This is a genomic window from Sedimentibacter sp. MB35-C1, assembly GCF_030913635.1.
In the GTDB taxonomy this organism is placed as follows: domain Bacteria; phylum Bacillota; class Clostridia; order Tissierellales; family Sedimentibacteraceae; genus Sedimentibacter.
In genome coordinates this window covers 2,044,868-2,060,364 of the sequence record NZ_CP133188.1, presented here as the reverse complement: position 1 = coordinate 2,060,364, position 15,497 = coordinate 2,044,868, and the positions used below count along the sequence as shown (strand labels likewise).

The following is a 15,497-nucleotide window of genomic DNA, read 5'->3' as shown; positions in this document are numbered from 1 at the left end:
ACAGTATCATCCTTGTTTTAAATATTTTTGCGCAAATAATGTTAAAGTTTTTTGTGCTTTTAATAACCATTGATTAAGGAGGACATATGAATATTAAAAACATAGTAGAACACCAAAAAATGTTTTTCATGACAGGTGCTACACGTCCTGTAAATTTCCGAACAAATGCACTGTTGGAGCTCAAAAAATCCATAGAAAGAAATGAGCATCTGATTGAAACAGCCTTAAAATCAGATTTGAACAAAACACCTTTTGAAACATATATGACAGAAATCGGTATTGTAATGGAAGAAATCAATTTTCATTTAAAGCATATAAACTCATGGATGAAAAACAGAAAAGTCCGAACACCGCTTGCACAGTTTCATTCTAAAAGCTTCATATCACCAGAGCCCTATGGAGTAGTTCTCATTATGTCTCCATGGAATTACCCGCTTCAGCTATGTCTTGAGCCGCTTATCGGAGCAATCTCCGCAGGAAATTGCGCGGTGATTAAGCCTTCGGCATACGCTCCTGAAACCAGCAGCGTAATTAATAAAATAATAAGTGAAACATTCCCACCGGAATATATAACAGTCGTAGAGGGAGGCAGAGAACAAAACAAATCGCTGCTGAAAGAAAAATTTGACTACATATTCTTTACAGGCAGTGTAAGTGTAGGAAAAATTGTAATGAAAGCCGCAGCAGAAAACCTAACTCCCATAACCCTTGAACTGGGCGGTAAAAGCCCGGCTATAGTCACAAAAGACTCAAATATAAAAATTGCCGCAAGGCGTATTGCATTTGGAAAAGTTTTGAACTCCGGTCAAACCTGTGTTGCGCCCGACTACCTGTTAGTTCACAAAAATATTGAAAAACAATTTCTGGGTGAATATAAAAAAGCAATATATGAATTTTTCCCCAACAATGATTATTCTAATATGCCTTGTATTATTAATCAAAAGCATTTTCAAAGGCTTACCAAACTTGTGAATGGAGAAAAAATATACATGGGAGGAAGCCTAGATGAAAAAAATCTATTTATAGAACCTACGGTACTTACAGATATAAAACCCGATTCCGCTATAATGCAGGAGGAAATTTTCGGACCCATACTTCCGGTAATTACTTATTCAAATATACATGAATGCATAGGTGTTATATCATCACGCCCAAAACCGCTGGCTTTATACCTCTTTACCGAAAGCAAAGAAATGGAGAAAACAATACTCAACAGCTGCTCCTTCGGCGGAGGGTGTATAAACGATACAGTAATACATACAGCATCTACCTATTTAGGATTCGGAGGTGTCGGTAATTCAGGCATTGGAAGCTATCACGGAAAGCTCAGCTTTGATACATTCACCCATTACAGAAGCATCGTTAAAAAATACTCATGGCTGGATATTCCCATAAGATATCATCCTTATAAAGAAAAAAATTATAAACTGATACGTTCTCTGATGAAGTAATACATTTGCTAATTTATAACAATTTATTATATAAGTATTGTAAAGTATAACAAATTATTATATAATATCTATACAGATATAAATTTAACAAATTATTCATTAGGAGAGAATTATATGCTAGACAACAAGAAAATTTCTAGAAAGAACTTTATTAAAGAAATGGGATATACTGCTGCAGGCATAGTTGCTGCAGGTTCGTTGGGAGGTTTGCTTACCGGATGCTCAACATCCGCACCGGCAGCAGATGTTGATACTTCACAAGCTCCTCAGCATCCATTTCCATACAAAAAACTTGATCCTTCTGTAGTAGAAGCACGAGCTTATCAGGGATATAAAGAAAAAGGCGGCTGAGGCGCAGGTGTGGCCGAAGGGTTCTTCGGCGTATTATCTGAAGAAGTAGGATATCCTTTTAATCAAATTCCTGTTTCGACATTTGTAAATTACAGTGCAGGATTCCAGCAGTCATCATTATGCGGTTCCCTGGGAGCTGCAGCAGCTTGCATAGGAACTGTATGTGAACCTGATATGGCAAAAAAGATTATTGTCGAACTTGAAAATTGGTACAAGGATGCCGTTTTGCCAATGTATCAGCCTGAAAACCTTAATCTTCCAACAACAGTTGCTAATTCACTTTTATGCAAAGACTCTGTAGGCCTGTTCATGGAAGAATCAGGATACGAATACGGTTCTCCTGAAAGAAAAGCCCGCTGTGCAGGTGTTGCAGCAGATACTACTAAAAAAATGGTTGAACTTCTGAATGAAGCGTTAGCATAGAAGTTAAATTTATAAGAAATGATGCGTTATAATGACATGCTAATATAACCGCATCATTTCTTTTATATTCAGATTAAATTTTAATATCTAAAATATCATTCATTATTTTGTATATTCAATTTATGATTGTCATAATAAATATATTATTCCTGCTAGTTAACAATGCTATCTTCTGCTAAACCATACTTTACCTTTATCCCGTCTAGTTTTTCCAGCATTGTTTCCTCCAATTAGAATCAGAAACAAAACACCTGTACTTCCCTTACGAAAATACAGGTGTTAAAATTAAATTTGTATAATTGCTATTACAAATTCCTGTACATTATTTTCACGGGTACTAAAATACCGCATATTAAAAAACCTCACAGTACAGCACAAACTTTACGTAATGCATAGCCTCTGAGGCATTTTAACTAAATAATTTTACTCTTAAAGACATCTTTATTTTAATCTTTTTAATACTTCACATAAAAATTCGAATACTCTTTTAGTAGAAGAAATGCTTAAATGTTCATTTGGCGTATGGACATCATACATATCCGGTCCCATCGAAACCATATCTATATCCCCTATTTTTTCTTTTAAGAATCCGCATTCTAACCCAGCATGAATTGCCTCTATTTCTGTATTTTTCCCAAACATATCCTTGTACGTCTTAATCATTAAATCCCTGATTGGAGAATCCTTCTTAAACTGCCATGCAGGATAGTCAGACTCAAATTTAACTTCAGCTCCAGCTGCTTCGCCTATTGCTTTAAGCCTGCCGCATATTTCTTCTTGACGGCTTTTCACAGAACTTCTTATGGAATTGCGGATAATTATTAAATTATCCTTAGTTTCTAATATTCCTATATTATTTGATGTTTCAACCAATCCTTCAATATCTGTACTCATTGCCTGCACACCAAAAGGAAGAAGACGTAACGTATTTATCAGCCTTTTCTTTGAATCAGTATCTAATATGCTTTGCTTATTATCCTCAATATTTAGATTTATAATAATATCAGGATCCGATATACTATACTCGTTTCTAAAAATATCCTGTACATTCTTAACAATCTCCTTAAATCTATCCTGCTTATCTCTATGTACAGACAAAACTGCTGCTGCATTTTTGGGTATCGCATTCATCTTAACTCCACCCTGAACATATGAAATTCCAATTCCAACTTGCTCTTCAAGAATTTGAAGCAATCTGCCCAGTAAAACAATTGCACTGCCTCTATTTTTATTGATTTCCATTCCTGAATGACCGCCAAGCAGTCCCCTTACAGAAACTCCATAAAAAACATCCTCATCTTCGGCGTTTTCTCGATCTACATGCAATGCCATATGGCTGTCTACTCCTCCGGCGCATGATGCCCAAATTTTACCTTCTTCTTCAGAATCCATGTTTATAAGTATGTCCCCTGATACAACTCCGGGTTCCAAATTCATAACACCGTCCATGCCCATTTCTTCCGATACGGTAAACAGTGCTGTAATCGGAGGGTGCTGCAAGTTTTCAGATTCTAAAATTGACATTGCCATAGCTACCGCTATTCCATTATCAGCCCCTAAGGTGGTCCCTTTAGTTCTTATCATGTCGCCGTCCACAATCAACGGAATGGGATCCTTGAAAAAATCGAATTCAATATCTTCTTCCTTTAGGGCCACCATATCCATATGTCCTTGAAGTATTACCCTTTTGCTATTTTCATACCCAGGTGAGGCATTTTTTTGAATTATTACATTAAGCGAAGGGTCCTGAATTACTTCAAGTTTATGCTTATTTGCAAATGAAACCAAAAAATCACTTACTTCTTTTTCATTTCCAGAACCTCTTGGAATACGTGTCAAATCTTCAAAATTTTTGAACACTGATTCCGGCTCCAATCCGTTTAATATTTTTTTCATTATTGAGCCTCCTTATTTATTTTATATTTTTTTGTATTTCCGTCTTTAATTTCTTTAATCGTTCCTTCTGATATCATTGTTTCAATCAGCCTATCGGCAAAAAGTTTCAAATCCGTAACATGCATTTTACTTTTGCTCCAAAACAAAGATGACTTATTCCCTTCTGTTATCTTTCTTATATCTCTATTTGTTAAAGTCTTACCGCCCCTCATCTCTTTTAAAACTTTTTCCCGGCTTTTACTTATAAGCTGATCCATTAGTTCATTATTTTTTCTCTGTTCTTTCACATATCCCCACGCATATAAAAAAGCGGTAACCATACCGAACAAAATAATCGCAAAAATAATATGAAGCATTTTAATTTCCCGCCTTTTCTAAGTGAATAATTTTGTTGTTCCTCAATATATTTATATATGTTCCCAGTCTTTCATAAAGCGGTTCGGCCTCTTCTCCGAATTTTTCTTTTAAAAGCTCCCCTATATTCATAATATTATTTGATCCGTCAATATTCATACAAATAAAACTTCCTATTAAATCAAGGTCTATTTTAAATTGCTCCGGCGTCTTAAACAATTTTCTGGCTATTTTATCAAGAATGCTATTTCTGGGCACTATAACTTGAATAAGCCCGTCTTCTTTTTGAACCCACCGATACTTTTCATTTTTCTTAGGTATATATTCCAAAAAATTATCAGATTTCATTATTTTTTTACTCACTAAGCTGCCTCCTTTCCGCAATTTGAAATTTACATGTACCTTCCTGCATAACTGTATTATACCACTTTTAAAAAAGAAAAAATTTTTTCTTTTTTAAACCATTAAAGCAAACAATGAGAGGATAGCCAAAAATTAACTACCCTCTCATAATTGAGATACTAATTGACTTTCTTTAACATAGAATGTCTTACAAGCGTATATGTCAGCAGTCCGAATGCAATAATTGACCCTATTGATCCCAGGTTTATGCCCATATCAAGATTCAAATTAAATACAGCAAATACAGCTAGTAATATTCCCAATATACCTTCTCCGGCAATTAGTCCTGAACCGAATAAAATTCCCGAATCGATTTTAGATTGTATAGTACTAATCTCACTATCATTTTTAGTCTTTTGCAACCTTGAATCTATAACTCCTCTAACTATGCCGCCTATCATTATACCAACACTAAGATGTATAGGCAGGTACAGACCTATGGCAATTGGCAGCACAGGAAGTCCAAATATCTGTAGTCCAACTCCCAGGAATATTCCGACCAATATGAACGTCCACGGCAGACTTCCTCCCATAACACCTTCTACGATGACCTTCATTAAGGTTGCCTGCGGCGCCGGTAGCTGAGTAGTACCGAAGCCCCATGCCGAATCTAACAAATTTAAAATTCCGCCGATTGCAAAAGCCGCAACTATCGCGCCTATAAATTCACCGTACTGTTGATATTTTGGAGTAGATCCTACAAGAAATCCTGTTTTTAAATCCTGTGAAGCATCTCCCGCAATTGCCGCAATAATTGCCACTATCGAGCCTACGGTCAGTGCAGCAATCATTCCAGAATGTCCTGTATTTCCTGTTGCTTTAAATATAAATGCTGTTATAATCAATGTCGCTATGGTCATGCCGGATATTGGATTGTTAGAGCTTCCTATTAATCCAACGATTCTGGACGAAACTGTTGCAAAGAAGAAACCAAACAGTGCTACGAGCAGCGCTCCGCCAATTCCTACCGGTACAGCCGGCGTCACAGCCATTGCTGCAACCATAGCCAAAACAATTATAATAATTGTCTTCATAGATAAATCTCTATCAGTTCTGATAGCGCTGTTTCCTCCAACCCCTTTTGAATAGTCCTTCATTGCATCCCTAAATGTTCTGACTATAAGAGGAAGGGAAGTAACCAGACTGTAGATACCTCCGAAAGCAACTGCTCCTGCACCTACATATTTTATATAATTTCCCCATATATCCCAGTGATCCATTTCAATTATAGGATCCAGCGCAGGTGCCATTATGATAGGAGCAAGACTTCCTATATATGTAATAAGCGGTATAAGCACAAACCATCCCAAAACTGCTCCGCCCAACATATAAGCTGAAATTTTAGGCCCTATAATAAATCCAACACCCAATAGTGAAGGAAGCACATCAACACCTATGGCAGCACCGCTATAGCCTGGTATCGTAGTTTCTATTTCATTTGGGAATAAATGTAGACCTTCACATATAAACTTGTATGCTGCTCCGAATCCTAATCCCAGAAAAGTAGTTTTGCTCTTTTCTCCGCCTTCTTCACCAGCAAGCAAAACCTCCGCACATGCTGTTCCTTCAGGATACGGCAATACACCATGCTCCTGAACTATTAAAGCTTTTCTCAAAGGAACCATAAACACTACTCCGAGAATTCCTCCTATTAATGCAACAACTGTAATTGTCATTATATTAGGAGCCGCTGTTCCCCATTCCTTGGCCCACAAATAAAGTGCAGGCATTGTGAATATTGTACCTGCAGCAAGTGATTCCCCAGCTGAACCGATAGTCTGTACTATATTATTTTCCAATATCGAATCTCTTTTTAAGACACCTCTTATAAGTCCCATTGATATTACAGCAGCAGGTATGGAAGCACTTACTGTCATACCTACTCTCAATCCTAAGTATGCATTAGCGCCGCCAAAAACAATCGACAGCAAAATTCCCATTATAATTGATGTTTTTGTAAACTCAGGAAGTATTTTATTCGCAGGAATAAAAGGCTTAAATTCCTGAACACCGTCATTTTTCATTATCTTTTCCTCCAGTATTTATCTTACACTTCACTTCTTATTTGTTAACAAATTCGCTGTTCTTTTTATGCAAACGTATTTTATGTTTTGTTGTAAATATTAGGGCAATATATGTTAATATTATGCCCCACAAACAAGTAATATACTTATTTGAAATCCTTTTCACTTCATAAATAAATAATGCATTATCGTGTATCTAAAACAAAAACGTTTACTCTATTTTGTTTTTGTTTTACGGTTAAAGTTTAACATATAAGTAATTAGTTGTCAATAAGAAGTATGTACGTTTTTTGAAAATTTATGCTTTGTTTAATTTCTTTAAATCAGATAATTTATACTAATGATACATGTGCTTCTTTAATTTTATAATTGTAAGCTATACAGCGTTAAAAGGGAAGCCGGTTAAATTCCGGCGCGGTCCCGCCACTGTAACAGGAAGTCCTGTTATTTTAATGCCACTGTTTTTTATAAACGGGAATGTAATACCCGAATGATGATCTGAAGCCAGGAGACCTGCCATAAAGAACGATTTTATAAAGACAAACTTATACTAAGGCCTCAGGAAATCAGCAACTAAAGAGACACATAAAAAATACCGGTTTCTCCGGTATTTTTTTATTATAATTTAATTCAATAATTCAAATGGGGTGTCGGCCACTACTTGTTAATCAACATTTAGCATAGTACTTTTAATAGTAACATTCCGGCAAACAGCTCGACCTAAACATGAGCGTTAATACTTGGAGGTGGCTGCGGCTCGCATTCGCAACGTTTATAACGTCAGTTTATACAGCTACCGTTCAAAACTAATTAGCAAACAGACTAAGAATATCTTTGTCGGTTTCATACTTTATGGAGAATATTGCGCCCGACAACCCTTGAATGCAAAAACACCTGCATTTTCTATACGAAAAACACAGGTATACCACTCTATATAAACTAAGTAATTATTATTCTTTACTACCTGTACATTATTTTTCGTTGGAAAATAATAATACGCACCTGTTTTAACACATATCCTGACTCAGCCTCAATGCTCGCTCCGCCTTCCCGCTTTCTACAGTGGCATATCACAGTCTCACTCACCAAATTATTTGCTCCCTGACGGTCGCATAATTCGGAAGTTCGTTGTGGTTGACCTACCGCCATCTTTTCTGCGCTATCGCTTGAAAAAATGGGGTTAGGGCATACTGGAGTTCGCTCCGCAACACAGTAACCCGATTGTCCGGGATTTTCACCCGATTCCGTGATTTAAACAGTTATTTATGCAAATGTTCTTGTTAAAAAATTATATCATTGCGAAACGGCAATGTCAACCATATGGACGTCAAAATTATACAGATCAGAATTCTATACCTTTTCTTGCTTCCAATCCTTTAGTATAATAGTGCTTGATTTCTTTCATTTCAGTAACTAAATCAGCCATTTGAATTATCTCCTCCGGCGCATACCTTCCGGTTATAATTACTTCCACATTATCCGCTCTGCTCCTGATAGCATCCAGAGCTTCTTCAACAGTGAACAATTTAAAAAACAAAGCAATGTTTAATTCATCCAGCACAACTACGTCATATTCGCCGGATTTCAATATTTCCTTAGCTTTTTCAAGCCCTTTTAACGCAGCATTAATATCCTCTTCATCCGGAGCTTCATATATGAAACATCTGCGTCCAAACTGCTCAATCTTCAAATTACTGATAATTTCTGTACATTTCAGCTCACTGTATTCCATCCCCTTCACAAACTGTCCAAAGTATACCTTTTTGCCAGCGCACACCGATCTGATTGATAAACCGAGAGCCGCTGTGGTTTTTCCTTTTCCGTTACCCGTATATACATGAACATATCCTTTTTCCATGCTTTCCTCCCATACTATAAATATATTTTAAAAGAACAAATAAATGAATATAACTTATTTAAAATAATTTTGTCTTTACATATTATAACACCTGCATTTTCTCAAACAAAAAATACAGGTGTCTATTTATTTTAAGCCATTACATTTGTATTTATCAGAAAAAGTACTTCTCTTCCTTCTTATCTCTCTGCATAAGCTTATTTACAGTATCCTTAACATTCGCGTCATTTTCGAGAACGTCGTACATAGCATCTACTATTGGCATTTCTACTTTGAGTTTTTTTGATAGTTCGTATGCTGCATATGTAGTCGGAATTCCCTCAACTACCATTCCTATTTTTTTAATTGCCTCGTCTTTTGTCAATCCCTGCCCTATTAAGTAGCCTGCGTTCCAGTTTCTTGAATGTTTGCTTGTGCAAGTTACTATTAAGTCGCCTATGCCGGTAAGTCCATAAAATGTATGTACGTCTGCTCCCATAGCTATTCCAAGTTTGGATATTTCTACAATTCCTCTATTCATCAGAGCGGCCTTGGCATTGTCCCCATATCCGACTCCATCCGATATTCCTGCGCCCAGGGCTATTATATTTTTCAGTGCTCCGCCGATTTCAGCTCCTTTTACATCATCATTTGTGTAAACTCTGAAATATGAAGACATAAACATATCCTGTATTGTTTCCGCAGTGTCCTTGTCTTCGCATGCAACAGTTATGGCTGTGGGCATGGAAAGGCCTACTTCTTCAGCATGGGACGGGCCTGATAGAACTGCGAAGATGCAGTTTGTCGTTTCTTCCTTTACTATGTCTGAAACGAGACACATTGTACCTCTTTCAATTCCCTTTGAAGCATTCAATATTATTTTGCCGGTTTTGTTTTCACTGTCTATTTGTTTCAGGACGCTTCGTATCATCTGCGTAGGCGTTACTATAAGGAGTGCTTCCGCATCCTTTACAGCCTCATTTATATTTGAAGTAAATACTATGTTCTCCGGAATTTGCACCTTTGGCAGGTATTTTTTGTTTACCCGGTCAGTGCTGAGCGTCTTGCATTGCTCTTCATCTCTCAGCCACACGGTAACTTCCTGTCCGTTTTCAGAAAGAAGTTTGGCAAGAGCTGTTCCCCAGCTTCCGCCTCCCAGCAGCGTTATTTTCTTTTTCAATTCCTCATCTCCTATAATTTATTTTCTTTGCCTTCCAGCAATCTTTGTATGTTAGATTTATGCCTGTATATGGCCATACCTGCTATGAACAGGCAGAATATAAGAAGCCCTGCGTCAAACGGCCTTACAAATACAACCGCAACAATCGGCGCAGATGCCATCCCACATATTGAACCTAGGGATACGGTTCTTGTGAATACAATGATAAGCACTCCGAATATAACGCATATTAACGTTAAAAACGGATTTACGAATACCATGACCCCTATGGTGGTTGCTACTCCCTTACCGCCTTTAAAATTTAAAAGTACCGGCCAGTTATGTCCTATTATTACAAAAGCTCCGGCAATATATGCACCGGTCTGTCCTCCGAAATTTCTTCCTATTATAACAGCAAGGACACCCTTCAGTATATCTCCCGTAAATACCATAATGCCAATTTTTTTGCCAAATGTCCTGAGAGCGTTGGTTGCTCCTGCATTTCCGCTTCCAAAATCTCTTACATCCTTTTTAGCAAGCAATTTACCCAGAATGTAAGCAAATGAAATGTTTCCTAAAAAATAAGCTATGAGTGCTATAACTATGAATTTCATGATTGCTCCTTAGTATATTTAATAACAAATATTGAATAACCTGTCATTTTGATGTCGTCCAAAATGACAGGCTTTTTCTGTAGCCTGAGAACGGTAGTACCGCTCCGCTACAGATTTTTCTCGTTTTTACTTCTGAATTCTATTACAATTGGAGTTCCCTTGTATTCAAATGATTCTCGTATCTTATTTTCCATGTATCTCTCATATGAGAAGTGTACTATGGAACTGTCGTTTACGAATATGAGAAACTTTGGCGGATTAACTGCAACCTGAGTTCCGTAGTATAATTTAAGTCTCTTTCCTTTAACCATTCTCGGCTGATTCATGAGAACCGCTTCTGTTATAATATCATTTAAAACTCCCGTAGATACTCTCAGATTTCTGAAGCTGTATACTTCGTTGACTTCATCCAGTATCTTGTTCACCCTCTGTCCGGTTAACGCCGATACCGTCATAATAGGCGCATATGTTGCATATGCAAGACTCTTTCTTACTTCCTCCTGAAATTCCTTGAATGTATTGTTGTCCTTATCAATTAAATCCCACTTATTTATGACAATAATCATTCCTTTGTTGCTGTCATGGGAATATCCTGCAATTCTAACGTCTTGCTCGGTTACTCCCTTGTCCGCATCTATTACCAATATGCATATATCAGCTCTTTCGACAGCCGTAAATGCCCTAAGAACACTGTATTTTTCAACAGATTCGCTTACCTTGCTCTTTTTTCTTATTCCTGCCGTATCAATCAGAGTATACTTCTTCCCGTCTGCCTCAAACCTGGTATCTATTGCATCTCTTGTGGTTCCGGGTATATCGCTTACGATGACCCTGTTTTCTCCGATAATGCGGTTGATAATCGATGACTTACCGGCATTCGGTTTTCCTATTACCGCTATCTTTATGCTGTCATCATCATCATCCGTATCCAAGGATTCATCAAATTTATTTATTACTTCATCTAACAAGTCTCCAATCCCTAAGGCTTCTGAAGATGAAACAGAAATCGGTTCTCCTATACCAAGATTGTAAAATTCATATACGTTGTTATCATTAACGAATTTATCCATCTTGTTAACTACTAATATTATTTCCTTCTTCGCCCTTCTGAGCATATGTGCAACTTCCATGTCTGCAGCCGTGACGCCTTCCTTGCCGTCAACCATAAATAAAACAACATCAGCCATATCTATGGCTATTTCAGCCTGTATCCTCATCTGCGAAAATATGGTATCAGTAGTATTGGGTTCAATACCGCCTGTATCTATCAATGTAAAATGCTTATCTAGCCATTCGCATTCGGCATATATTCTGTCTCGTGTTACTCCCGGTGTATCCTCTGTTATAGAAATTCTCTTTCCCGCTATTCTGTTAAATAAAGTAGACTTTCCCACATTTGGTCTGCCTACAATTGTCACAACTGGTCTTGCCATTTTTACCTCCGTATTTACTCCTTCTGATATGCTGTCAATAATGCTGCTACCTTGTAATAAGGTTTAACAGCATTTCACCATCTACATCGCAGACCGAAATATTTGTATTTAATTCTTTTTTCAAATCTTCAATTGTTAAGTCATCCAACATGACATTATTATCGTTTATCATATTTCTCGGAAGGATTAGATTCTTATAATTTTTATCCTTCATCTGATTTATGATATCCGTACCCGTTGTTAATCCGGATACAGTTATTTTCCCGCCAAAAAAATTGTTTATAACTTTAACCACATTAATTTTAAGCGATATTTTTTTCATTATCTTTTCGGATAATTCCACCATAAGCTCGTACGCTGCATCTCCCGTCACAAAAGTAATCTCTTTTTCGGTAGGCTCAAAACCTGCATAATCATCTAATAATACCTCTACCTGATGTTTGAACAGCCTGCTCATGCCTATTCCATTTTCTAGTTGATCGAACTCTTCATAGGCATCATACTTCGGGAAATCTCTTTCGCTTGTAATATAAAATTCATCTGCGATAAATATAAATCTCGTTCCCAGCTTTTGATATAATTTATCTTGTATACGAGACACCTGATTTACCACTTCTTCTGCACTTGCTTTGTCAAAAGGAATGATCTCAGTCAGTCTGTCTCTGTATCTTGTAAGCCCCACAGGTACAACTGCAACACTTCTTAGCCCCGGGTGGAGAGATGATAAATCATCGATAGTTTTTTCAAGCTGCTTCCCGTCATTTACGCCTCTTACCAGCACGATCTGACAGTCCACGGTTATTCCCGCATCTATAAGTTTTTTGAGATATTCCAGAACATCAATATGTTTATTGTTGCCCATCATATATTTTCTCAATTCAGGATCGGTTGTATGCACCGATACCTTAATAGGGCTTATTTTGTACTTTATTATTCTTTCTATCTCTTCGTCTTTTAAATTGGTCAATGTTATAAAATTTCCATAAAGAAATGACAGCCTTGTATCATCATCTTTAACATAGAGTGTTTTACGCATTCCTTTGGGCAGCTGATCTATAAAGCAAAAAATGCATTTGTTTGAGCACACCTTTATGTTGTCCATAAGAGAATTTTCAAATACTATCCCTATATCCTCGTCATATTCCTTTTCGATTTCAAGCTCCCAAATCTCCCCATCGGGCTTTTTTATTTCAAACAATATATTTTCGTCTGATATCTGGTATTTATAATCTATATAATCCTTAACCGGACAATTGTTCACCGAAACAAGCTCATCTCCCGGTTCAAGCTCCATTTCCTCAGCAATCGAATTTTTTAAAACTTTAACTATTATGTTCTTCATTAGCTTTTCCTTTATACGCAATTACTTCACGGACATTATAACATATCTGTTTTATGAACTGCAATTTATTTTTTAACAATATAGATTTGTTGAATTTAAATCTCTTGTACACCTTTATTAAAATTTTTCTTTATTTGTATTTTTATGGCTTTTTGGTATAATAATAATATCGGAAATTTTTACTAATTTTCGAAATCAAAAAATTGTTGAGGTGAACTATGAAATTCAACGAATATGAATACAAACGACCTGATTATGACAGCATTAAGGCCAAATACACTGAATTAATAGAACTGTTTAACAGATCAAACAGCTCTGACGAACAGTATGAATATGTACAAAAAATTAATAAGCTTCAGAAAGATGTCGAAACAATGGCTCAACTGGTTATGATAAGAAACTCCATTAACACTTCGGATGAATTCTATGATAGAGAAAATGAATACATTGATATGATTTCTCCAAAACTTCACGGATTAAGAGTCGAATTTTACAAAGCACTTTTGAATTCAAAATTTAAAGATGATCTAAAGGAAAAAACTAAGCCCCAGCTTTTTACTTTAGCTGAAATTGAAATCAGAACATTTTCAGATGAGGTTGTTCCTTTAATGCAAGAAGAAAACAAGCTGGTAAGCGAATACTCTAAATTAGTTTCCTCCGCACAAATAAGCTATGATGGCAAATTGCTTAACCTGTCCCAATTGCAGCCATACATGGAATCCACAAACAGAGCAACAAGAAAAGAAGCTTCTGAAAAATGGAGCAGCTTTTTTATGGAAAACGAATCAAAGTTTGATATTATTTATGATAAAATGGTAAAGGTGAGAAATGAAATTGCTCACAAGCTTGGTTTCAAAAACTTTGTAGAGCTGGGATACCTAAGAATGGGAAGATCTGATTACAATGCCCATGATGTTGCTGACTTCAGAGACCATGTCCTTAAGTATATTGTACCTATTTCAAATGGTTTAAGAGAAAAGCAAAGGATACGAATAGGAGTAGACAAATTAAAGTATTATGATATTCCTTTGAACTTCATGACAGGAAACCCTGCACCCAAAGGAAATAAGGAATGGATAATGACAAGAGCTAAGAAAATGTATGAAGAATTATCTCCTGAAACGGGTGAATTTATAAACATGATGCTGGAAAGAGATTTGTTTGACCTTGAAACAAAGCCGAATAAGCAAGCCGGAGGCTACTGCACATTCCTGCACAACTTCAAGTCACCGTTTATTTTCGCAAATTTTAATGGAACTCAGGATGATGTAACAGTTGTTACCCACGAAGCCGGTCACGCTTTTCAAACTTATGAGAGCAGATTTTTAGATTCTCCGGAGTTTGGCTTTCCTACTTCGGAAGCATGTGAAATTCATTCCATGAGCATGGAATTTATCACATGGCCTTGGATGAAGCTTTTCTTTAAAGATGCTACTGATAAGTTTAAATTTTTCCACCTTGCGGATTCATTGATGTTTATCCCCTATGGAGTTACGGTAGATGAATTCCAGCATGTTATTTATGAGAATCCTGATATGACTCCTGATGAAAGAAAAAAAGCATGGAGAGATATAGAAAAGAAATACACTCCGTACAAAGACTATGACGACAACAGATTCTTAGACAAGGGAACTTTTTGGTTTAAGCAGGGTCATATTTTTAACGGACCGTTTTATTACATCGACTATACGCTTGCCCAAATATGCGCCTACCAGTTCTGGATAAAATTCAATGATGACAGAAAAAAGGCATGGGATGATTATATGAACATATGCAAAGTTGGAGGCAGCCAGTCTTTTCTTGAAATACTAAAAACCGGCAATTTGAAAAGTCCTTTTGATGAGGGTACTATCAGAAGTATCACAAATCATATAAAGGATTACCTTGACGGTATTGATGATACAAAACTATAAAAGTTAAATCTCGCAGAATTTAGGATTAATAAAAAAAGCCGTAATAGGCTTTTTTTACTTAAATATTATTAATCCTGTTGAGGAGCTTCTACCGGACATACGCTAGCACATGCTCCGCAATCAATGCAAGTTGATGAATCGATCTGGTATTTATCATCACCAGCTGAAATTGCGCCTACTGGGCATTCTGGTTCGCATGCGCCACAGCTTATACATGCATCAGTAATTTTATAAGACATTAGATTTCACCTCCCCCAATATCATCATTTATCATTTTAACACTATTTGTCCGCATTGA

Annotated in this window: 14 protein-coding genes and 2 riboswitches; of the genes, 4 read left to right on the top strand and 10 right to left on the bottom strand. The window is 36.6% G+C overall.

The features are described from left to right. The first annotated feature begins 86 nt into the window (after positions 1-86). From RBQ61_RS09835 to RBQ61_RS09825, 3 genes are all read left to right on the top strand, one after another. Positions 87-1,451 (top strand): aldehyde dehydrogenase, encoded by a 1,365-nt coding sequence (locus RBQ61_RS09835; protein WP_308137152.1) that lies wholly within the window; start codon positions 87-89, stop codon positions 1,449-1,451. Positions 1,452-1,565: 114 nt separating this feature from the next. Beyond that, positions 1,566-1,802, top strand: a complete 237-nt coding sequence (locus RBQ61_RS09830) for a hypothetical protein (RefSeq protein WP_308137151.1) — start codon at positions 1,566-1,568, stop codon at positions 1,800-1,802. A 9-nt stretch (positions 1,803-1,811) separates the two neighbouring features. Continuing rightward, positions 1,812-2,225 carry a C-GCAxxG-C-C family (seleno)protein gene (locus tag RBQ61_RS09825; protein ID WP_308137150.1) on the top strand — a complete coding sequence of 138 codons (414 nt, stop codon included), beginning with the start codon at positions 1,812-1,814 and terminating at the stop codon, positions 2,223-2,225. 441 nt (positions 2,226-2,666) lie between these two features. Here the strand turns inward: RBQ61_RS09825 and RBQ61_RS09820 are convergent, their stop codons facing one another. The 9 genes from RBQ61_RS09820 to RBQ61_RS09780 all read right to left on the bottom strand — a co-directional run bounded on the left by RBQ61_RS09820 (position 2,667) and on the right by RBQ61_RS09780 (position 13,286). After that, positions 2,667-4,121, bottom strand: a complete 1,455-nt coding sequence (locus tag RBQ61_RS09820) for an aminoacyl-histidine dipeptidase (protein WP_308137149.1) — start codon at positions 4,119-4,121, stop codon at positions 2,667-2,669. Continuing rightward, complete coding sequence (locus tag RBQ61_RS09815; RefSeq protein WP_308137148.1) at positions 4,121-4,477, bottom strand: hypothetical protein; 357 nt, start codon at positions 4,475-4,477, stop codon at positions 4,121-4,123. Before RBQ61_RS09815 ends, RBQ61_RS09820 begins: the two co-directional genes overlap by 1 nt. 1 nt (position 4,478) lies before the next feature. Further along, the gene (locus RBQ61_RS09810) at positions 4,479-4,838 is read right to left on the bottom strand and encodes a PqqD family protein (RefSeq protein ID WP_308137147.1); all 360 of its coding nucleotides are present in this window, start codon (positions 4,836-4,838) and stop codon (positions 4,479-4,481) included. A gap of 158 nt (positions 4,839-4,996) precedes the next feature. Continuing rightward, positions 4,997-6,901 (bottom strand): OPT family oligopeptide transporter, encoded by a 1,905-nt coding sequence (locus RBQ61_RS09805; RefSeq protein ID WP_308137146.1) that lies wholly within the window; start codon positions 6,899-6,901, stop codon positions 4,997-4,999. A gap of 352 nt (positions 6,902-7,253) precedes the next feature. Beyond that, a riboswitch (cobalamin riboswitch) is annotated at positions 7,254-7,437 on the top strand. Positions 7,438-7,892: 455 nt separating this feature from the next. Continuing rightward, positions 7,893-8,201, bottom strand: a riboswitch (cobalamin riboswitch). A gap of 42 nt (positions 8,202-8,243) precedes the next feature. Then, complete coding sequence (cobO, locus tag RBQ61_RS09800; protein WP_308137145.1) at positions 8,244-8,759, bottom strand: cob(I)yrinic acid a,c-diamide adenosyltransferase; 516 nt, start codon at positions 8,757-8,759, stop codon at positions 8,244-8,246. Positions 8,760-8,913: 154 nt separating this feature from the next. After that, positions 8,914-9,918: an NAD(P)H-dependent glycerol-3-phosphate dehydrogenase gene (locus RBQ61_RS09795; protein WP_308137144.1), complete on the bottom strand. Its 1,005-nt coding sequence runs from the start codon at positions 9,916-9,918 to the stop codon at positions 8,914-8,916. An 11-nt stretch (positions 9,919-9,929) separates the two neighbouring features. After that, a complete protein-coding gene (gene plsY / locus RBQ61_RS09790; protein ID WP_308137143.1) occupies positions 9,930-10,511 on the bottom strand; it encodes a glycerol-3-phosphate 1-O-acyltransferase PlsY in 582 nt (193 codons plus the stop codon). Positions 10,512-10,618: 107 nt separating this feature from the next. Next, positions 10,619-11,944 carry a ribosome biogenesis GTPase Der gene (der, locus tag RBQ61_RS09785; protein ID WP_308137142.1) on the bottom strand — a complete coding sequence of 442 codons (1,326 nt, stop codon included), beginning with the start codon at positions 11,942-11,944 and terminating at the stop codon, positions 10,619-10,621. A 46-nt stretch (positions 11,945-11,990) separates the two neighbouring features. After that, the gene (locus RBQ61_RS09780) at positions 11,991-13,286 is read right to left on the bottom strand and encodes a DUF512 domain-containing protein (RefSeq protein ID WP_308137141.1); all 1,296 of its coding nucleotides are present in this window, start codon (positions 13,284-13,286) and stop codon (positions 11,991-11,993) included. Positions 13,287-13,504: 218 nt separating this feature from the next. Here RBQ61_RS09780 and RBQ61_RS09775 point away from each other — a divergent pair, with 218 nt between their 5' ends. Beyond that, positions 13,505-15,199 (top strand): M3 family oligoendopeptidase, encoded by a 1,695-nt coding sequence (locus RBQ61_RS09775; protein ID WP_308137140.1) that lies wholly within the window; start codon positions 13,505-13,507, stop codon positions 15,197-15,199. A gap of 68 nt (positions 15,200-15,267) precedes the next feature. Here RBQ61_RS09775 and RBQ61_RS09770 read toward each other — a convergent pair whose 3' ends face one another. After that, positions 15,268-15,438: a 4Fe-4S binding protein gene (locus RBQ61_RS09770; protein ID WP_213925203.1), complete on the bottom strand. Its 171-nt coding sequence runs from the start codon at positions 15,436-15,438 to the stop codon at positions 15,268-15,270. Positions 15,439-15,497 lie beyond the last annotated feature (59 nt).

Coding starts and splice junctions, on each gene's coding strand:
- RBQ61_RS09815 (WP_308137148.1), bottom strand. CDS start 4,477: ATGCTTCATATTATTTTTGCGATTATTTTGTTCGGTATGGTTACCGCT.
- RBQ61_RS09805 (WP_308137146.1), bottom strand. CDS start 6,901: ATGAAAAATGACGGTGTTCAGGAATTTAAGCCTTTTATTCCTGCGAAT.
- RBQ61_RS09775 (WP_308137140.1), top strand. CDS start 13,505: ATGAAATTCAACGAATATGAATACAAACGACCTGATTATGACAGCATT.
- RBQ61_RS09835 (WP_308137152.1), top strand. CDS start 87: ATGAATATTAAAAACATAGTAGAACACCAAAAAATGTTTTTCATGACA.
- der (WP_308137142.1), bottom strand. CDS start 11,944: ATGGCAAGACCAGTTGTGACAATTGTAGGCAGACCAAATGTGGGAAAG.
- plsY (WP_308137143.1), bottom strand. CDS start 10,511: ATGAAATTCATAGTTATAGCACTCATAGCTTATTTTTTAGGAAACATT.
- RBQ61_RS09770 (WP_213925203.1), bottom strand. CDS start 15,438: ATGTCTTATAAAATTACTGATGCATGTATAAGCTGTGGCGCATGCGAA.
- RBQ61_RS09830 (WP_308137151.1), top strand. CDS start 1,566: ATGCTAGACAACAAGAAAATTTCTAGAAAGAACTTTATTAAAGAAATG.
- RBQ61_RS09820 (WP_308137149.1), bottom strand. CDS start 4,121: ATGAAAAAAATATTAAACGGATTGGAGCCGGAATCAGTGTTCAAAAAT.
- cobO (WP_308137145.1), bottom strand. CDS start 8,759: ATGGAAAAAGGATATGTTCATGTATATACGGGTAACGGAAAAGGAAAA.
- RBQ61_RS09780 (WP_308137141.1), bottom strand. CDS start 13,286: ATGAAGAACATAATAGTTAAAGTTTTAAAAAATTCGATTGCTGAGGAA.